Here is an 18,612-nt window from a genome sequence, read left to right as displayed (position 1 = left end):
CTACAGCTCGACGTGTAGGCGTGCTATGTATTGGTAGCCAATACGTAGATGCCCTACTGAAAGGGAAGCGCAGTGACCAAACTGCTGCTGTCGGTGCACGTCCTCGCGGCGATCCTGACCATCGGGCCGGTCGCCGTCGCCGCCTCGCTGTTCCCCCGCTACGCCCGCGAGGCGGCCGCCGGCGAACGCTCGCCGGGGGTGACCGCGTTCCTGCACCGGATCTGCCGCGGCTACACCGTCGTCGGCGTCGCGGTGCCGGCCTTCGGGCTGGCCACCGGCGCCCAGATGGGCGTCCTCACCGACGCCTGGCTGGTCGTCTCGATCGTCCTCACCGCGATCGCCGCGGTCCTGCTCGCGGCGGTCATCCTGCCCGTCCAGCGACGCCTGCTGGCCGTGGAGGGAGAGGCCGCGGACGCGACCGCCGCGCGGGGCGCCGCGCGGCTGGCGATGGCCACCGGGATCTTCAACCTGCTGTGGGCGGTCGTCGTCGTGCTGATGATCGTGCGGCCCGGCTCCACCACGGGAGCGTGACCGCCGTGCGCGCGCTGCGGATCGCCGCCGCCGAGGCGGTCTCGCTGGCGGTCCTGCTGGCCAACCTGGTCACCGTGCACACCGAGGCGATCAGCTCCCTCGTCGGCCCGCTGCACGGCACGGCCTACCTCGCCGTCATCGCGGCCACCTGGCTGACCCCGGAGACCGCCGTACCGGGGGCCAGATGGCGCTCCGTCGTCCCGGGAATCGGCGGCCTGCTCACCCTGCGCCGGATCGGGTGAAGTCCGCACCGCGGCAAGGCCGCCGCCCGGTCCCCCGCGGTGACCGGCGGCGGGTCACGGGAGCCAGGCGATGGTGGTGATGCGGAACTCGCGGATGTCGTCCAGGACGACGTACTCGTAGATCACGGGGTGGCCGGGCACGGTCGCGCTGTAGGCCACGGCGTCGCCGTCCATGGAGTGCCCCGGCGGCGGCCGTCCCCCGTCGATGGCGGCGCCGCCGCGCCGCGCGAGATCCTTGAAGTGCTCGACCACCGTGTCGTGCAGCGGGGTCGGCATCGCCTCGATCTCCCCCGCGGCGTCCTCGGTGCAGAAGACGGTCCAGCCGCGCCGGGGCGCGGTCACCGTTCGGATTCGCCGCGCGGCTCCGGCAGCGGTACGAGGTTGCGCCCCGCCACCCCGTCGGCGTGGCGGCGCCGTCGGCCGGGCACCTGGTCGAGGACGGCGTCCATCCACCAGCGCTCCAGCACGCCGTCCAGCTCGGGGCCCTGCTCGGCGGTCAGCACCTCGCCGTAGAACCTGGCGCGTTTCTCCCTGGTCAGCGCCTCGCCGATGGCCTTGATCGTGCGCGGGACCGGCCGCACCCGCCCGGCCCGGCCGGGCCCCTCAGGCTGTGCGCTCATGCCACTCCCGTCTCGCCGCGTCCCGTCTCCCCCGAGACGCTACAGCAGCACGCCGACATCTTCCCCCATGCCGTATCAGCCGGCGTCCCGGGCACTCAACGCGCCGCGCCGACGACGTCCGCATCCCGGAGATCAGGGGTGGTCGGGGACGGCGCGCAGCGGCGGCCGGGTCTCCTGGAGGGGGTCCGCGTGGCGGCCGAGGACGGTGAGCCACGCGGTGAACTCGTCCTCCTTCACCCGTGCGGCGAACTCGCGGTACTCGACGTCGACCGGCGTCGGGTGATGGCGGATCACCTCGTCGTACACCCGGTCGGAGGCGGCGAACACCAGGTCGGCGCACGAGTCGGCCAGGGCGCGCCGGACGGGCGGGGCGTCGATGAGCCGGGCGGCGTGGATCAGGGCGCGGCCGCTGACGCCCTGCTCGTCCCGGTACACCGGGCCGATGTGCAGGGCGCCGCGCAACTGGATGCGGGCGGCGGGGCTGGCGCACTTGTTGTGCCGCCGGATCTCCAGGTGCAGCCAGATCGGCAGGCCCTCGGCGAGGGCGCGGGCGGGGACGGTGGGCGGGAGGACGGCGAGCACGCCGTCGCCGTGGTCCTGCCGGTAGTAGACGGTGCGGGGCACGGCGACGCGGTCGAGGGCGCCGAAGACGATCTGGTAGAGCCCGCGCCGCACGGCCAGCTGGATGTCGGCGTCACGGTCGGGACGGCCGAAGCTCGCCACGTCGAAGAACAGGATGGGGCAGTACGTGCCGGACACGTCGGCGTCGTTCCGGTGCGCCGGCATGGGCTGGTACGCCGGGGGTTGTTCGTAAGTCATGGAGTCGACCTCCTGCCTGCGAGATTGCCCCTGGGCGGGCGGGGGCCGCCGCGTGCCGGGCCGGCGTCGTCCGCCGGGGCGCGGCGGCGCCGGAGGCGGCGACGGCCCTCCGTCCGCCGGGTCCTCAGGAAGAGCCGGTGGCGCGGCGTGCGGATCCGGTGCGCCGCGCGGCCGCCGGGGCCGGGCCCGCGATGGCGGGTCGTCGCCCGGCTGTTTCGGTCAGGTCGTCAGGGGATCGCCCGTGCCTGATCTCGCCGTCGAATGCGACGTTAGTCCGCCGGTCCCGCGCGGGGGGAGAGCAATCCCCTTACACATCCGGACGCGCTTCCCCGAATATGGACGCCGTTATCCGTCAATAGCGACGCGACGGCGGCGGACGCCTCATGCGTTCCACATGATCTCCCGCCGTTCTACTTACTTGTGCACATTCGGCCTGCCGGACGAGATGTTCCCGCCACATCCGAGTACTCCCGGTTATCCTCCCAGGCAGGTAATGATTCCCGGGGTTTCCCAATGATCGGGAAATCCGGGAGGGGTCGGGAGGTGCTGGCGGCCGTGCCCAGGCCGAAACGGGAGATCAAGCCGTCGACGGTGCGTTTCATCGCGATGCTGCGCGCGCTGGATCTGGCGGTGAACTCCCACGGCGTGTCGCACGCGCAGCTGGAACGGCGGCTGTGCGACTGGATGGCGGAGGGCCAGCAGGCCGAGTCGCGGCTGCGGGAAAGCCCGGGAGGCGCGGACCGGGAGCGGCTGACCACCCTGGTCGCCCGGAAGAACGACGTCGAGCAGAGCGGCCTGGCCCGCACCGACGGCCGCCGGGCCAAGGCGGGCGGGCAGCGGATCGGCGAGCTGGTCTCCGGGAAGTTCCCGGCGGGCCGGACGCCGCCGCGGCGCCGCGTCGAGGTGTGCGTCGCCGTGCTCCTGGAGTTCCTGGCGGAGAACGACCCGGACGGTTTCGCCGCCGGAGAGTACGGGACCCGCAGGTCGTGGCTGGAATGGTGGCGGCAGGCCGACCAGGGGCAGGAGCCCGACATCGGGGACGGGTCGCTGACCGTCTGGGGCTATCTGACCACCGCGCTGGAGCAGCTGCGCCAGGCCGGCGTCCACGCCGGCGCCAGCGTGCGGGCCGAGGAGCCCGCGCCCGCCGACCTCTCCGGCCTGCTGACCGAACGCGACCAGGCGCTGGAACGGGCGCGGCAGGCCGAGAAGCTGCTCGACGAGGCCAGGGCCAGGGCCGACGACGCCGCGGCCCGGGCCGACGAAGCCACGGCCCGGGCGGACGAGGCCACGGCCAGGGCGGACGAGGCCACGGCCAGGGCGCGGGAGGAGGCGCGGGCACGGCAACAAGCACGGGACGAGCGGGACGAGGCGCGCCGGCGCGCCGACCGGCTGCGGAGGCGGGCGGCGGCCCTGGCCATGGCCTCGGCCGGTCTCGCGGCGTTCGCCGGCGTCGCGGCCGACCGGCTGCTCCTCGCCGGTCCGCCGGCCCACACGGTCGAGTTCGCCGCGCCCGCCCAGGAGGTCACCGCGTCCCAGCGCCCGGTGTTCACCCTCAGCCGGGGCCTGCCGGCGGGCACCGACTGGACGCTGCGCGTCCGGCTCACCGTGACCCCCACCGACCCCGTCTCGGCCTGCACGTTCGGGATGCGGATCACCGCGCACGCCGAGGCCGACGGGCGGCCGCTGCCCTCGTTCACCTCCCGTCCCGGGCAGACCGACATCACCCAGGTGGTGCGCCTCGGCGGACTCGGCGGCCGGGAGCTGCGCCTGGTCGTCACCCGCCTGGTCACCGACCCCCAGTGCACGCTTCGCCTGGACCCGGCGGGGTCGCGGGCGACGGCGCCCGGCTGAACGAGGACCACGATGCCGCACCGCTCCGTTTTCCGCCTGGCCGCCGTCGCCGCGCTGCTGCCCCTGTTCACCGCCGCCGCGTGCCGCCAGGCCACGCCCGAGCCCGTGCCCAGCGCGTCCCACGGCCCGCTGTACGCGATGAACCGGGCGCTGCGCGTCGGCATCAAGGCCGACCAGCCGGGCATCGGGCTGTGCAACGCGGCGGGCAGCCAGTGCACCGGGCTGGACGTCGACATCGCGACCGAGATCGCCAAGGCGCTGCGCGTCGAGCCGGTCTTCCAGCCCGTCGTCTCCGGCAACCGCGAGCGGCTGCTGCTGAACGGCGGCGTCGACCTGGTGATCGCCAGCTACTCCATCAGCGAGGAACGCCTGAAGGTGATCGACTTCGCCGGGCCCTACCTGATCTCGGCGCAGGACACCCTGATCCGCTCGGACGACCAGAGCATCACGGGGCTGGACGACCTCAAGGACAAGATCACCTGCGGGGCGCAGGGCTCCAGCTCACCGCTGCGGCTGGCCATCCGGTTCGGCGGGTCCCAGGACATCGGCAACGCGTGGGCCAGGCGGCACCTGCGCCTCGTCGACGGCTTCGGCGACTGCCTCCCCCTGCTGCTGGACGGCACCGTCGACGCGATGTCCACCGACGACTCGATCCTGGCGGGATTCGCCCGCGACCCGCGCTACCGGGGCCGGGTGCGGCTGCTCGGCCAGCCGTTCTCCAGCCACCGCGAGAAGTACGGCATCGGCATGCGCAAGGGCGATCCGGCCGACCGCGCGTTGATCAACCGGACGCTGAACCAGATGATCCGGGACGGCCGCTGGGAGCGGATCGTCCGCAGGCATCTCGGCCCCGCCGCGCCCCGCCTCCTGCATCCCGAGAACCGTCCCACCCCGCCCATCGAGTGATCACCTGAAAAACACCCGGCCGCGTTTCACATGACTTTCGGCCGCAAGTCGGAAATGCCGCCGAAAAGGGAATTCTCGCGTGCGGCCGGCCGGGTCCCGTGAAGGGGCCCGGCCGGCCGGTCGGCGAGGGGTCAGTTCAAGGTGCCGGTGCGGGCCTCCTTGGGGGTCAGGGGACGCAGGATCGTGGTGTAGGTGTAGTCGCGGTCAGGGCGCACCTGGTACTCGGGGCGGACCGGGTTGGGGGTGTCGCCCACGCCGGTGACGGCGTGGTTGACGTGCAGGGTGTTCCACCCCGGGTTGCGTTTGAGCGCGAACGGGTACAGGGCGCGGTCCAGGTCGTCGTACGGGGTGACGCTGACCTCCAGGTCGCCGCCCACCAGCAGCCCCGCGCGGCCGTCGGACAGCATGGCCCAGCGCACGTCGTCGTGGTTGCCGTGGTCCTGAGGCCGGTAGTAGTCGACGTACTGCTCGTCCGCCGTGGTGGACCACACGCCCATGGGGGTGCCGTCCTTGCGGTCGTTGTAGTTCTCCACGGGGCCGCGTCCGTACCAGGCGAAGCGTTCGAAGCGTTCGGGCGTCTTCACCGTGTAGCCGACGCGGGCCAGGTAGGGCAGGGTGCGCGCGTCGCCCTGGGGACTGACGTGGTGGCTCAGCTCGATCTGGCCCGAGCCGTCCACCGTGTAGGTGGTGGTCTGGTCGAACCAGGCGTTGTGGCCGGGCGCCTGGGCGCGGCTGGTGATCTGCACCCTGGCCGTGGCGCCGGGCGTGGCGGTGACGGACGTCGGCGTCGTGACGAGGCGGTCGAGGCCCGCGCGGCGCCAGTTCTCGCCTTCGGCGTTGCCCCACGTGTAGGTCTCGTTGCTGATCGGGGGACGCCACACGTCCAGTTCGGGGCCCGTCTCGACGAGCTCGGTGCCCTTGTACCGCATCGAGGTCAGGGTGCCCTCGGCCTTGTCGAAGACGTACCGGAAGTCGCGTCCGGTGACGATGACCTCCTTGTCGTTCTGGGCGGTCTCGACGGTTCCGGTGGCGGGCCTGCGGACGTGCGGCACCTTCGTCCCGCCCGCCGGGAACTGACCGAACCCGACGACGTGGCCGGGCCTCGCGTACCACTCGCGGTCCTTCAGGACGGCCTCGACGGTCAGCCACCGTTCGGTGTCGGACGGGTTGGCGGGCGGCGCCGGGATGGACGCCCGCGTCGAGCCGCCCGGGTCGAGCCTCAGCGGCTCGCGGCCGGAGCGCAGCACCCGGTCGCCCTCGGTGTAGCGCCAGCGCAGTTCCAGGTCGGAGGTGCCGGCGAAGGTCCGCTCGCTGGCCACGGTGACGGTCTCGCCGGAGCGGGTGATGCGGATCGGCGAGTGCACCCAGGCGAGCTGGGCGGTCTCGGGCTGGACGAAGCGGTCGGAGCCGACCAGGCCGTCGACGCCCGACAGGCTCTGCCCGTTGGACAGGAACGAGCCTGTGGTGTCGAACTGGTCGAAGTCGAGCGCCAGCGCCGCGTCCTTCTTCGGGTCGGCGCCGGACGCCAGCTCCTCGGCCGTCAGGGCGCGGGGGTAGACGCGGACCTGGTCGATGGTGCCCTTGGCGAACCGGCCGTGGTCGTTGTCCTGCATGGTCTCGGGGTTGCGGGCGATGTTCAGGTCGGCTGACGACCAGTCGACGGCCCCGGTGAACGGGACCCGCGCGGCCTCGCGTCCGTCCACGTAGAGGCGGACGGCGGTGCCGTCGTAGGTGCCGGTGACGCGGTGCCAGCGGTCGTACCAGTCGGCGGGGACGGGCGCGCGGACGGTGCGCCACGTGCCGCTGTGCACGAAGAACTCCAGGGTGTTCTCGTTGCTCATCTTCAGCGCCCACTGGTGGTCGCCCTTGGCGATCATCGTGAAGTCGCCGGTCCAGGGCCGCACCGGCTTGACCCACGCGTCCAGGGTGACGGCGGTGCCGGTGATGTCGAGCCGGCGATCCCGGTAGACCTCGACGAAGTCATCCAGGCCGGAGAAGTAAAGCGCTTTCCCCTCATGTCCGTCGACGACCTTCGGGATGCCCTGCAGCCAACTCTTTATCTTGTTCCCGGACGAGTCGGGCGTGGTGGTCAGGGGGTGCCGCATGTTGGCCTCCGCCCAGTCCCAGATGAAGCCGCCCTGCACCTGCGGATACTTGCGGACGACCTCCCAGAACTCGCGGAAGTTGCCGAGGCTGTTGCCCATCGCGTGGGCGTACTCCCCCATGATGATCGGCTTGGTGGTGGAGTTCGCCTGCTGCTCCAGCCGCGCCGGGGTCGGGTAGCGCGGCCCCCACACGTGCGCGAACGGCGCGTCCCCGTCGGGCGAGTTGGACTGGTGGTACAGCGGCCGCGTCGGGTCGGTCGCGGTGGCGTACTCGGCCATCCTGGTGTGCGCGACGCCGAGCCCGGCCTCGTTGCCGGTGTCCCACATCAGCACGCTGGGGTGGTTCTTGTCGCGGGCGACCATCGCCTGGAAGCGCTCCGCGAACGCCTTCTGCCATTCGGGACGGTCGGCCAGGCAGTCGTTGGGCGCGGCCCGGTTGCAGTTCTCCCAGTTGTGGGTCTCGATGTCGACCTCGTCGTCGATCCAGACGCCGCGCCGGTCGGCCAGGTCGTACAGGTACGGGTCGGACGGGTAGTGCGCGGTGCGGATCGCGTTGATGTTGAGCCGCTTCATCAGCGCGACGTCCGCGTCCATCCGCTCGCGGGTCTGGTGGCGTCCGGTGTCGGGGTCGGTCTCGGGGCGGTTGACGCCCTTGATGAGGATCCGCCTGCCGTTGACCAGCAGCTGCCGGTTCCTGACCTCGATCTCGCGGAAGCCGATCGTCTCGCTGGTGGTGTGCGTGACGCGGCCGTCGGGCCCGGCCAGTTCCAGGACGAGCGTGTAGAGGTTCGGTGTCTCGTCGGTCCACTTGGCGGGGTCGGCGACGGGCGCGCTGAGCTTGAGCGTCGCGGTGTCGCCGGTGACCGTCGTCGTCCCGGAGAAGGTCTGCACGCGGCGGCCCCGGGGGTCGACGAGGGTGGCCTTGACGGTGTGCTCGCCCTGCTCGCCCTGCTTGCTGGCGAGTGTCAGCGTGGCGTTGAGGGTGGCGTCGCGGTACGAGGCGTCCAGGTCGGTGGTGACGTAGGCGTCGCGCACGTAGGTCTTGGGCGTGGAGTAGGCCCACACCGACCGGAAGATGCCGCTGTAACGCCACTGGTCGACGTCCTCCAGGTACGACCCGGAGCTCCACCGGTGCACCTGGACGGCGACGGTGTTGGCGCCCTTGCGCACGTGGTCGGTGACGTCGAACTCGGCGGGCGTGTAGCCGCCCTGGTCGTAGCCGACGTACCGGCCGTTCACCCACAGGAGGTAGGCGCTGGTGACGCCCTCGAACCGCAGGAAGACGCGGCGGCCGTCCCAGCTTGAGGGAACGTCGAAGCGCTTCACGTACGCGCCCGTCGGGTTGACGTCCTTGGGCGTGCGGGGCGGGTCGTCCGGCACCATCTCGGTGGGGATGTTGCGGAAGATCGGGTGGTCGAGCCGGTCGCTCTGCCAGGTGTGCGGCACCTTCACCTTGGTCCAGCGGGAGGTGTCGTACCCCTCGCGGTAGAAGCCCTCGGGGACCTCGGCGGGACGGTCGGCCATGGCGAGGCGCCACTCCCCGTCGAGTGAGCGCTCCCATCGCGACCCGCGCGAGGCGGCGGCGTCGTCGCGGTCGTCGTACGGGCGCAGCACCGAGTGCGGGGGCTCCTGCCCCTCGGCGGTCATCTGGGGGTCGTCGAGGTAGGTGTAGACGTCGGGCGGCGGCCCGGACGGTGCGCTGCGCGCGGCGGCCGGGACGGTCGCCAGCCCGGTGGCGGCGAGCACGACGGCCAGGACGAGCAGCAGTCGGGAGCGGACGAGGGTGCCCAGGGGTGGGAGCAGGGGTGGGGGCATGGGTCGCGGTGCCTCCTCTGGCCGGGCGCAGCCCCCTGACAACGCCCGAAACGGCGTTCTGACGGATGAGGTGAAGCCCTCGTTCTGGGACGCTAGGCGCCGCGGGTGATCACGTCAACGAACGTGCCGGAGTGTGGCGACAGACGCCACAGATGTCACCGGGACGTGGCGGAATTCGCCAGGCGACCGGGTTGCGCCCCCTCCCCCGCGCCGGAAACAGGCGGGCCGGAATCCGGTCAGTCGATGCGGAAGAGGTCCTCGTCGATGCGGTCGAGGGCCAGCCGGACCGCGCCGAGGCCGACCGCCTCGTCGCCGAGGGTGGAGACCTCGATGCGGGTCGGGCTCAGGGTCAGCGGCCGCACCTGCTCGCGCAGCTCGGCGACCAGGCGGTCGCCGGCCAGGGCGCCGCCCACCACGACCATCTCGGGGTCGAGCGCGAGCACCATGACGGCCACGCCCCTGGCCATGCGGCGGGCCAGCTGCCGCACCAGGGCGGCGGCGCGCGGGTCGCCCTGCGCGGCGGCGGTCAGCACGCGTTCGGCGGCGCGGCCGGTGCCGATCTCGGGATGGGACTCGCCGATCAACCCGGCGGTGGTGTCGCGCCAGCCCAGCTCGGGCAGCATGCCGACCTCGGCCGCCGCGCCCCAGCGGCCCCGGTGCAGCCGGCCGCCGAGGATCGCGCCGGCGCCGGTGTGCAGGCCCGCCTGCACGGCCACCACGTCGTCGACGTCGCGGGCCACGCCGCGCCAGCGTTCGGCCATCACCGCCAGGTTGGCGTCGTTCTCCACCAGGACCGGGCAGCTGAACGAGCGGCCCAGCTCGCGGCCCAGGCCGAGCCCCTGCCAGCCGGGCACGACGGTGCAGAACGCGATGGTGCCGTCCGGGTCGATGACACCGGGGGTGCCGACGCCGACCGCCCACAGCAGCGACCGCGCGACGCCCGCCTCGGCCAGGCACGTCTTGACGGCGGCGCGCACCGCGGCCAGGCGGTCGGACGCGGCCAGCGACACGTCCAGGTCCAGCCGGTGCGAGCCGACGACCCGGCCGGTCAGGTCGGCCAGGAACATCTGGGTCCAGTGCGCGTCGATCTCCACGCCCAGCGCGTACCCGGCCTCGCCGCGGAACCGGTAGCGCCGCGCCGGACGCCCCAGGCCGTGCCCGGCGCGGGGCGCCACCTCGGCCACCAGGCCGCGCTCGGCCAGCTCGCCGAGGACGCCCTCGGTGGTGGGGCGCGACAGCCCGACCCGCTTGGCCAGCTCGCTGAGCGTGGGCTCGCCGCCGTCGCGCAGGGCGCGCAGGACGGCGGCGGAGTTGAGCCGGCGCAGCACCGACGGGTCGCCCCCGTGCAGGGGCGCGCCCGCGGGGCGGCCGGTCGCGGCCGGACGGGCGGGATCGCCCGGCGAGCCGCCGGGCCGGCCGGGATGGGCGGATTGGGACACGGCACCTCTTGACAGGGGTCGGCGGACCGAGGACATTATTGCAAAACTTCTTACGAAATGACCTTGCGTAAGTCGCGGAGCGCGGCCGGGACGGTCCGGACGGGCGGCCGCCGGCGTGCGCCGTGCGCGGCGCGGGTCCAGGTCAGGAGGCACGAGGCATGCAGAGGACGGGGCCCACGCTCGCGGTTGCGGGGGCGGGTCTGCGGGGCGCCACCTACGCCCGGCGGGCCCTGGAGACCGGGCGGGCCCGGGTGGTCGCGGTGGCCGAGCCGGACCCGGAGCGCCGCCGCCGGTTCGCCGAGCGGCACGGCATCCCGCCCGAGCGCGCCTTCGCCGACTGGCGGGACCTGGCCGCCGCCGGCCGCGTCGCCGACGGCGTGATCATCGCGACGCAGGACGCCGAGCACGCCGAGCCCGCGGTGCGGTTCGCCGCACTGGGCTACCACATCCTGCTGGAGAAGCCGATGGCCACCAGCGAGGCCGACGCGGTCCGGGTGCTGGAGGCCGTCGAGCGGAGCGGCTCGATGCTGGCCGTGTGTCACGTGCTCCGTTATACGCCCTACACCCGGATGATCAGAGAGCTGGTCGAGAGCGGCCGGATCGGCACCCCGATCAGCGTGCAGCACCTGGAGCCGGTCGGCTGGTGGCACCACGCCCACTCCTACGTGCGCGGCAACTGGCGGCGCGAGGACGAGTCCGGCCCCATGCTGCTGACCAAGTCCTGCCACGACGTCGACTGGCTCGTCCACGTGATGGGCGAGATCCCGTCCCGGGTGGGTTCGTTCGGGCGGCTGTCGCACTTCCGTCCCGAGAACCGGCCCGAGGGCGCCGCGGACCGCTGCGTGGACTGCCCCGTGGAGAAGCGGTGCCCCTACTCGGCGACCCGCCTGTACCTCTCCTGCCTCGGCGACCCCGACCGGGAGACCTGGCCGCTCGGCGCGGTGACGCAGGACCTCACCGAGCAGGGCGTCCTGCGGGCGCTGCGCGAGGGCCCCTACGGGCGCTGCGTGTACGCCTGCGACAACGACGTGGTCGACCACCAGGTGGTGAACATGGAGTTCCCCTCCGGGGCGACCGCCTCGTTCACGGTGACCGCCTTCTCCCCGTACGCCCAGCGGCAGACCCGGATCTTCGGCACCGCCGGCTGCATCGAGGGCGACGGCGTTCGGATCTCGCTGCGCGACTTCGTCACCGGCGAGGTGGAGACCTACGACACCGGCGAGGCGAACCGGGCCGAGGACGGACGGCACGACGAGGCCGACGCCGCGCTGGCCGACGCGTTCATCGCCGCGCTCGCCGACGGCGACCACACCCCGCTCACCAGCGACGCCCGCGAGAGCCTGGCGTCGCACCGGGTGGTGTGGGCGGCCGAGCGGGCGCGGCGCACCGGGACCGTCGTGGAGATCGACCCGCGTGCGACGTGACCTGTGGAACGTGACGTGTGGAACGTGATCTAGGGAGAGCGAACCGATGACGACGAGACGACGCTGGGCGGGCGGTGTGGCGGGGGCGCTGTCCCTGACCCTGGCGCTGGGCGCGTGCGGCGGGGACGGCGACGGCGGGTCGTCGGCGCCGTCCACCAACGAGGGCCGGGGGAACATCACGTTCGCCACCGGCAAGGACCTCACCGGAACGATCCAGAAGCTGGTCGGCAAGTGGAACGCCGCGCACCCCAAGGAGCAGGTGCGCATCATCGAGCTTCCGGAGGACGGCGACCAGACGCGCCAGCAGCTGGTGCAGAACGCGCAGATCAAGTCGGACGCCTACGACGTGATCCGGCTGGACGCGGTGTGGACCGCCGAGTTCGCCGCGCGCCGCTGGGTGCTGCCGCTGGCGCAGGAGAAGCTGGACACCGGCTCGTTCGTCCCGGCCGCGCTGCAGACCGGGATGTACCGGGGGAAGCTGTACGCGGCGCCGTGGCTGACCGGCACCGGCATCCTCTACTACCGCAAGGACCTGCTGTCGGCGGCGGGCGTGAAGGAGCCGCCGACCACCTGGGCGCAGCTGCGGGACGCCTGCGACAAGGTCGGCCGCACGCCCGAGGGCAAGGGCGTCGACTGTTACGCGGGCCAGCTCGACAAGTTCGAGGGCCTGACCGTCAACTACTCCGAGGCCGTGCAGTCGGCGGGCGGGCAGGTGTTCGACGCCAACGGCAAGCCGCAGGTGAACACCCCGCAGGCCAAGGACGGGCTGCGGTTCCTGGTGGACTCCTACAAGCAGGGCGTGATCCCCTCCAAGGCCGTCACGTTCAAGGAGGAGGAGGGGCGGCGCGCGTTCCAGGACGGCAAGCTGGTCTTCCACCGCAACTGGGCGTACGTGTACGCGCTGGCGTCCGCCGAGGACGGCACGTCCAAGGTGAACGGCAAGTTCGACGTGGCGCCGCTGCCCGGCAAGGACGGGCTCGGCTCGGGCACGCTGGGCGGCAACAACCTGGCGGTGTCGGCGTTCTCCAAGCACCAGGCCACCGCGCGCGACTTCATCGCCTACATCGTGAGCCTGGACGTGCAGCGCGAGTACGGCAAGGAGCAGTCGTTCCCGCTGTCGCGCTCGGCGCTGTACGACGACGCCGCGATGATCAAGCAGTACCCGTACCTGCCGGTGCTGAAGAAGAGCCTGGACGCGGCCAGGCCGCGGCCCGTCGCGGTCCGCTACAGCGAGGTGACCGCCGCGATCCAGGACCAGGTCACCGCCGCCGTCACCGGTAAGAAGACGGTCGACCAGGCCGCGGCCGACCTGCAGAACGCCCTGTCCGGCCTCGCCGACTGAGCACCATGGGCCACACCACCACCGACGCGCGCCGCGGGCAGGCGGCGCCGCCGTCGGGCACGTCTCCGGCCGGGCCTTCTCCCCAAGGCCACGAGGGGCCCGGCCGGGGCCGGCGCCGCCCGCGCCGCCGTACGGGAGACGGGCAGGGGCGGCTCGCCGCGCTCCTGCTCTCCCCCACCTTCGCGGTGCTGGCCGTCGTCATCGCCTTCCCGATCGTGGCCGCCGTGTGGGACTCCCTGCACACCACCCGCGAGGAACTGGACGCCGACGGGCTCGTGGTGGAGGCCGAGCGGTTCAGCGGACTGGACAACTACACCGCGCTGCTGACCGGCCCGCTGAGCGACCGGTTCTGGACCGCGATGGCCAACACCACGCTGTTCACCGTCGTCACCGTGGCGATCGAGACCGTGCTGGGCCTGGCGATGGCGCTGCTGATGCACCGGGCGTTCCGCGGCCGCGGGCTGTTCCGCGCCAGCGTGCTGGTGCCGTGGGCGATCCCCACCGCGATCTCCGCGCTGCTGTGGCGGTGGATCTTCTCCGCGGACGGGGTGGCCAACGCGGTGCTCGGCCGGGAGGTGCTGTGGACCGCCGACGGCGGCGCCGCCCGCCTCGCCGTGATCGTCGCCGACACCTGGAAGACCGCGCCGTTCGTGGCGCTGCTGGTGCTGGCCGGGCTGCAGATCGTCCCCGACGAGGTGTACGAGGCGGCCCGGGTGGACGGCGCCGGGGCCTGGCAGCGGTTCGTGTCGATCACGCTGCCGCTGGTCAAGCCGACGCTGCTGGTGGCGGTGATGTTCCGGATGATGGACGCGCTGCGCATGTTCGACCTGCCGCAGGTGCTGGTCGGCACCCGCAAGCCGTCGGTGGAGACGCTGTCGCAGCTGGCCTGGGACGAGGCGATGAACCTGCGGTACGGGCCCGCGGCGGCGGTCGCGACCGTCCTGTTCCTGTACATCGCGGTGGCCGCGTACGTGTTCGTGCGGCTGCTGGGCGCGGACGTGATCGGCGACGACGGGGAGGAGGCGCGATGAGGCGGCTCGCCGACCGGCTGTCGCCGGTGCTGGTGGCGGTGTTCTGCCTGGCCCCGTTCTACTGGATGGTGGTGTCCAGCCTGCGCCGCAGCGGCGACATCCTGGACAGGTCGCCGATCCCGAGCCCGGTGTCGCTGGAGAACTACCGGGCGGCGTTCGAGCCGGGCAACGGGTTCTGGCGGGCGCTGGGCAACAGCGTGATCGTCGCCGGGACGACCACCGTGCTCACCCTGGTCGTCGGGGTGTCGGCGGCGTACGCGCTGGCCCGGCTGCGGTTCCGGTTCAAGCGGCTGGTGCTGGCGCTGGTGGTGTCGACCTCGATGTTCCCCGGCAGCCTGCTGATCGTCCCGCTGCTGCGGCTGTTCACCGACATCGGCTGGATCAACACCTACCAGGCCATGGTGGTGCCGAACCTGTCGTTCGCGCTGCCGCTGGCGGTGTGGAACCTGACCTCGTTCTTCCGCCGGCTGCCGTTCGAACTGGAGAAGGCGGCCATGGTGGACGGCTGCACCCCCGGCCAGGCGTTCCGCAAGATCATCATGCCGCTGGCCGCGCCGGGCGTGTTCACCACCGCGATCATAACGTTCGTGGTGGCCTGGAACGAGTACCTGATCGCGGTGAGCATGGTCAACGAGCAGCGGATGAAGACCGCCAACGTGATCGTCGCCCAGTTCACCGGCCAGCACGGCTACGACCAGCCGTTCGGCACCCAGATGGCGGCCGGGGTGATCGTGACCGTCCCGCTGGTGGTCGTGGTCCTGCTGTTCCAGCGCCGCATCGTGGCCGGGCTCACCTCCGGCGGCCTCAAGTGATCACCTCCCGTTGAGCGGGACGTCATCTCCCGATCGCCCTTCATTCGCAACCCTCTTTCATTAATCGTGCCTGGTCAGGCCGTTCACGGCCATCCCCCCACTCTGGAGCCGCGCATGAGCTCATCCCTGCCCGCCGCCGGGCGCCGGTCGTTCCTGACGCTCACCGGCGTGAGCGCCGCCGCGTTCGCGGTCGGCACCGGCCACGCCGCCGCCGACGAGACCGTCGGCGGCAAGGTCCCCGCCGACCCGTTCGGCCTCGGCATCGCGTCCGGCGACCCGCAGCCGGACGGGTTCGTGCTGTGGACGCGCCTGGCGCCCCGGCCGCTGGAGGCCGACGGCCACGGCGGCATGCCGCCGCGCCCCTACACGGTGCGGTACGAGGTCGCCGAGGACGAGGCGTTCACCCGCGTGGTCAAGCGCGGCCAGGCCATCGCCACGCCCGAGCTGGCGCACTCGGTGCACGTCGAGGTGCACGGGCTGCGCCCCGGCCGCGAGTACTTCTACCGGTTCCGGGCGGGTGGCGAGCTGAGCCCGGCCGGCCGGACCCGCACCGCGCCCGACCCGCGCTCCACCCCCGCGCGGCTGCGGTTCGCCACCGCGTCCTGCCAGGCGTGGTACCACGGGCATTTCACCGCCTACCAGCACATGGCCGCCGAGGACCTGGACCTGGTCCTGTTCCTCGGCGACTACATCTACGAGTACGGCATCACCAAGAGCAACTGGTGGCGCCAGGAGCCGCTGCCGCTCGGCCCCGAACACGGCGTGGAGATCAACACGCTGGAGCAGCACCGGCTGCGGTACGCGCTGTTCAAGACCGACGAGCACCTGCAGGCCGTGCACGCCCTCGCCCCGTGGCTGTTCACCACCGACGACCACGAGGTGCAGAACAACCACGCCGGCGACTGGTCGGAGACCGGCGTGCCGCCCGCCGACTTCCTGCGCCGCCGCGCCGTGGCCTACCGGGCGTTCTACGAGCACCTGCCGCTGCGCGGCGCGATGCTGCCGGACGGCCCCGCCATGGCGCTCTACCACCGGCGGCACTGGGGACGGCTCGCGCAGATCGACATGCTGGACAACCGGCAGTACCGCGACACCTATCCGGCCGGGGCCGTCATCGACAACTCCCCCGAACGCCTGGACCCGCGCCGCTCCATCCTGGGCGCCGAGCAGGAGAGGTGGCTGTACGACGGGCTGCGCCGCTCCGACGCGGTGTGGAACCTGCTGGGCAGCGGCGTCGTCATGGCCCAGATCGACCGCGACACCGGTGCCGGCGAGCTCTACAGCAACGACATGTGGGACGGCTTCCCCGCCAACCGGGACCGGCTGTTCGCCGCGTTCCGGCGGCACGGCATCGCCAACCCGGTGGTGCTGTCCGGCGACATCCACCGGCACGTGGCCGCCGAGCTGAAGGCCGACTGGAAGGACCCGGGGTCGGCCACGATCGGCACCGAGCTGGTGACCGGGTCCATCGGCTCCGACGGCGACGGCGGCGAGACCGACTCCACCGGCCCGCTGTGGCTGAGCAACCCGCACGTCAAGCTCTACAACGCCCGCCGCGGCTACGTGAGCTGCACCCTGACCCCGAAGACGCTGACGTCGGAGTACAGGACCGTCGCCTACGTCAGCCGCCCCGGCGCGCCCGTCGCGACCGCGGCCCGATTCGTCACCGAGGCCGGACGTCCCGGCCTGAACCGGGAGGTGTGAGCCCGTGAGCAGCCAGGGAAACGTCGCTCGACGCACCGCGCTCGGCATCGGCGCCGCCGCCGTCCCCGCCGCGCTCGTGTTCGCCCCGTCCGCCGCCGAGGCCTCCGCCGCGTCCGGCCCCCGGCCGAAGCCGGTGCGCCGCCCGCGCGCCGCCGGCGAGATCGGCCGGATCCGCCTGACCTGGGAGGGCGAGGCGTACAAGCCGCTCGTCGACCACTACGCCGTCTACGGGTCGCGGACCAAGGGCTTCGCGATCGGGCCCGACACTCTGCTCGGTAAGACCGTCTACACCAGCTTCCTGCACGACCGCATGGGCGGCCGGCGCCAGGACTGGTACTACCGCGTCGTGGTGGTGGACGCGGCCGGGAACCGCAGCCGCCCCTCCGAGGAGATCGCCGCGCACAGCACCGAATCCGTCACCGTGTCGGGCACGCCGCTGGCGACCGTCGGGACGTTCGACCACAAGTCGCTGGAACTGGCCCTGGCGCCCAACGGCTACGCCCAGTACCGCACCCGCTTCCCGGGCGGCGTGGACTTCACCCACGGCAGGAGCGACCCGAAGACCGACTGGTCGTACATCCAGCCGGGGCCGTCCGACTCCTGGGCGGGCAACCCCAAGTCGACCCGCACCACGTTCCGCTTCGCGCTGGACGCGGTGCCGGACGGCGAGGTGTGGCTGGCGATCTGGCTGCTGGACACGCACGCGTCCATCCCCGGCACGATCAACCTCGGGCTGAACGGCACCCCCGTGCGGGACGTCAAGCTGGAGAACGGCGGCACCCGCGGCTCCCTGGAAGGCGACGCGACGCTGCCCGGCACCCCGCTCAAGCCGTCCTACGTGGAGCTGGAACTGCCCCGCTCCGCGCTGCGCACGGGCGAGAACGCGCTGACCATCGACAAGCAGGTCGGCTCCTGGCACGTCTACGACGCGCTGGGCGTCTTCACCCGCTGACTGCGCAGGCGGTAGGCGCGCGGGGTCGTCCCCACGCGCCTGACGAAGTGCGCCCGCAGCGAGTCGGCGCTGCCGAGCCCGCTGCGGTACGCGACCTGGTCCATGCCCAGGTCGGTGGTCTCCAGCAGCTCCCGGGCCCGTTCGATCTGGTGGTGCAGCAGCCACTGCAAGGGGCTCTGTCCCGTCTCGGCGTGGAAGCGCCGGGTCAGGGTCCGGGGGCTGATCCGGGCGTGCGCGTCCTCCACCGGCCCCGGCTCGGCCGCGCTCTGCACGACGCGGTAGCGATCGGGAAGGGCGCCGAACACCATCCGCGCGATCGACACGTCGAACGCCATCACGGGCGGTACGAGCACGAACACGATGCGGTGAGGGCCGTCGGGCATGGCCAGAACCTCCGGATCGTCGGCGATCGCATGCCTGCCGGACCGTCCGCGCAGGCCGCATCGTGAAGGACAAGTGATCGACGCGGCCGGATCTTCCCGGCCGCCGACCGTGTTCCGGAGGAGTCACGTGTCCTTGCACGTCATCGTCGGCCGCGGCGGAACCGCCGTCGCCACCGCCCGCCGCCTCGCCGAGTCCGGGGACCGCGTGCGGATCGTCAGCCGCAGCGGCGCCGGGCCCGAGCAATCCACCACCCGGTGCGCGAGGTCGCCGCCCGGCTGGCCGAGCTCGCCGGGGCGCCCGCGCCGCACCTGGAGCAGATGACCGACCGGGAGCTGGCCCTGCTCGGGCTGGGCGACCCGTTCTGGAACGAGCTGTGGGAGACGACGCACATGTCGCACCGCCCGTTCCTGGTCGACTCGTCGGCGATGGAGGAGGCGTTCGGGCTCAAGCCCACGCCCCTGGACGACGTCCTGTCCCAGACTCTGGGCGCGGCCTGAGCCCGCGTGAGCCTGCCCAGGGCGGCGCGGATGTCCTCTTTGTTAAGCGGACGTTAGATCTGGGGCTTCGTTCTTGAACGGGGTTCGGCGGATCGGTGACGCTTCGGGGGCCTGCGGTGACGCAGGTCACCCCGTTCC

17 protein-coding genes are annotated in these 18,612 nt (G+C 72.6%); 11 read left to right on the top strand and 6 right to left on the bottom strand.

Annotated features, from left to right (window positions below; translation table 11 throughout):
- Positions 1 to 72: 72 nt before the first annotated feature.
- Complete coding sequence (locus ABZ801_RS23360; protein ID WP_360701154.1) at positions 73 to 531, top strand: DUF2269 family protein; 459 nt, start codon at positions 73 to 75, stop codon at positions 529 to 531.
- A complete protein-coding gene (locus ABZ801_RS23355) occupies positions 528 to 773 on the top strand; it encodes a hypothetical protein (RefSeq protein WP_360701151.1) in 246 nt (81 codons plus the stop codon). Before ABZ801_RS23360 ends, ABZ801_RS23355 begins: the two co-directional genes overlap by 4 nt.
- Before the next feature lie 54 nt (positions 774 to 827).
- Here ABZ801_RS23355 and ABZ801_RS23350 read toward each other — a convergent pair whose 3' ends face one another.
- The 3 genes from ABZ801_RS23350 to ABZ801_RS23340 all read right to left on the bottom strand — a co-directional run bounded on the left by ABZ801_RS23350 (position 828) and on the right by ABZ801_RS23340 (position 2,212).
- Positions 828 to 1,115 (bottom strand): hypothetical protein, encoded by a 288-nt coding sequence (locus ABZ801_RS23350; protein ID WP_344959362.1) that lies wholly within the window; start codon positions 1,113 to 1,115, stop codon positions 828 to 830.
- Positions 1,112 to 1,393, bottom strand: a complete 282-nt coding sequence (locus ABZ801_RS23345) for a hypothetical protein (protein ID WP_344959360.1) — start codon at positions 1,391 to 1,393, stop codon at positions 1,112 to 1,114. The genes ABZ801_RS23350 and ABZ801_RS23345 overlap by 4 nt, the downstream gene beginning before the upstream one ends.
- A gap of 132 nt (positions 1,394 to 1,525) precedes the next feature.
- Positions 1,526 to 2,212 carry a hypothetical protein gene (locus tag ABZ801_RS23340; protein WP_360701147.1) on the bottom strand — a complete coding sequence of 229 codons (687 nt, stop codon included), beginning with the start codon at positions 2,210 to 2,212 and terminating at the stop codon, positions 1,526 to 1,528.
- A gap of 555 nt (positions 2,213 to 2,767) precedes the next feature.
- Between ABZ801_RS23340 and ABZ801_RS23335 the strand changes: the two genes are divergently transcribed.
- Together ABZ801_RS23335 and ABZ801_RS23330 are read left to right on the top strand one after the other, a co-directional pair.
- Positions 2,768 to 4,063, top strand: a complete 1,296-nt coding sequence (locus tag ABZ801_RS23335; protein ID WP_360701144.1) for a hypothetical protein — start codon at positions 2,768 to 2,770, stop codon at positions 4,061 to 4,063.
- Between the two features lie 12 nt (positions 4,064 to 4,075).
- A complete protein-coding gene (locus ABZ801_RS23330; RefSeq protein WP_360701141.1) occupies positions 4,076 to 4,969 on the top strand; it encodes a transporter substrate-binding domain-containing protein in 894 nt (297 codons plus the stop codon).
- A gap of 131 nt (positions 4,970 to 5,100) precedes the next feature.
- Here the strand turns inward: ABZ801_RS23330 and ABZ801_RS23325 are convergent, their stop codons facing one another.
- Together ABZ801_RS23325 and ABZ801_RS23320 are read right to left on the bottom strand one after the other, a co-directional pair.
- Positions 5,101 to 8,889 (bottom strand): glycoside hydrolase family 2 TIM barrel-domain containing protein, encoded by a 3,789-nt coding sequence (locus ABZ801_RS23325; RefSeq protein WP_360701138.1) that lies wholly within the window; start codon positions 8,887 to 8,889, stop codon positions 5,101 to 5,103.
- A gap of 236 nt (positions 8,890 to 9,125) precedes the next feature.
- A complete protein-coding gene (locus ABZ801_RS23320) occupies positions 9,126 to 10,328 on the bottom strand; it encodes an ROK family protein (RefSeq protein WP_360701135.1) in 1,203 nt (400 codons plus the stop codon).
- Between the two features lie 158 nt (positions 10,329 to 10,486).
- On the opposite strand from ABZ801_RS23320, the gene ABZ801_RS23315 reads away from it, so the two are divergent.
- The 6 genes from ABZ801_RS23315 (at position 10,487) to ABZ801_RS23290 (ending at position 17,593) form a co-directional block, all read left to right on the top strand.
- The gene (locus ABZ801_RS23315; protein ID WP_360701133.1) at positions 10,487 to 11,752 is read left to right on the top strand and encodes a Gfo/Idh/MocA family oxidoreductase; all 1,266 of its coding nucleotides are present in this window, start codon (positions 10,487 to 10,489) and stop codon (positions 11,750 to 11,752) included.
- 46 nt (positions 11,753 to 11,798) lie between these two features.
- Complete coding sequence (locus ABZ801_RS23310; RefSeq protein ID WP_360701130.1) at positions 11,799 to 13,094, top strand: ABC transporter substrate-binding protein; 1,296 nt, start codon at positions 11,799 to 11,801, stop codon at positions 13,092 to 13,094.
- A 5-nt stretch (positions 13,095 to 13,099) separates the two neighbouring features.
- Positions 13,100 to 14,125 carry a sugar ABC transporter permease gene (locus tag ABZ801_RS23305; protein WP_360701127.1) on the top strand — a complete coding sequence of 342 codons (1,026 nt, stop codon included), beginning with the start codon at positions 13,100 to 13,102 and terminating at the stop codon, positions 14,123 to 14,125.
- Positions 14,122 to 14,937 carry a carbohydrate ABC transporter permease gene (locus tag ABZ801_RS23300; protein WP_360701124.1) on the top strand — a complete coding sequence of 272 codons (816 nt, stop codon included), beginning with the start codon at positions 14,122 to 14,124 and terminating at the stop codon, positions 14,935 to 14,937. Before ABZ801_RS23305 ends, ABZ801_RS23300 begins: the two co-directional genes overlap by 4 nt.
- Positions 14,938 to 15,051: 114 nt before the next feature.
- Positions 15,052 to 16,641 (top strand): alkaline phosphatase D family protein, encoded by a 1,590-nt coding sequence (locus ABZ801_RS23295; protein ID WP_360701121.1) that lies wholly within the window; start codon positions 15,052 to 15,054, stop codon positions 16,639 to 16,641.
- A 4-nt stretch (positions 16,642 to 16,645) separates the two neighbouring features.
- Positions 16,646 to 17,593, top strand: coding sequence for a polysaccharide lyase family protein (locus ABZ801_RS23290; protein WP_360701119.1), 948 nt, complete (start codon positions 16,646 to 16,648; stop codon positions 17,591 to 17,593).
- Here ABZ801_RS23290 and ABZ801_RS23285 read toward each other — a convergent pair.
- Positions 17,563 to 17,976, bottom strand: a complete 414-nt coding sequence (locus ABZ801_RS23285; RefSeq protein WP_360701117.1) for a helix-turn-helix domain-containing protein — start codon at positions 17,974 to 17,976, stop codon at positions 17,563 to 17,565. The two genes, ABZ801_RS23290 and ABZ801_RS23285, sit on opposite strands and share 31 nt — an antisense overlap.
- 255 nt (positions 17,977 to 18,231) lie before the next feature.
- On the opposite strand from ABZ801_RS23285, the gene ABZ801_RS23280 reads away from it, so the two are divergent.
- A complete protein-coding gene (locus tag ABZ801_RS23280) occupies positions 18,232 to 18,474 on the top strand; it encodes a hypothetical protein (protein ID WP_360701114.1) in 243 nt (80 codons plus the stop codon).
- The last annotated feature ends 138 nt before the right edge of the window (positions 18,475 to 18,612 follow it).

The organism is Actinomadura sp. NPDC047616 (genome assembly GCF_040642915.1).
In the GTDB taxonomy this organism is placed as follows: domain Bacteria; phylum Actinomycetota; class Actinomycetes; order Streptosporangiales; family Streptosporangiaceae; genus Spirillospora; species Spirillospora miaoliensis.
This window is presented reverse-complemented; position numbering and strand designations above follow the sequence as displayed.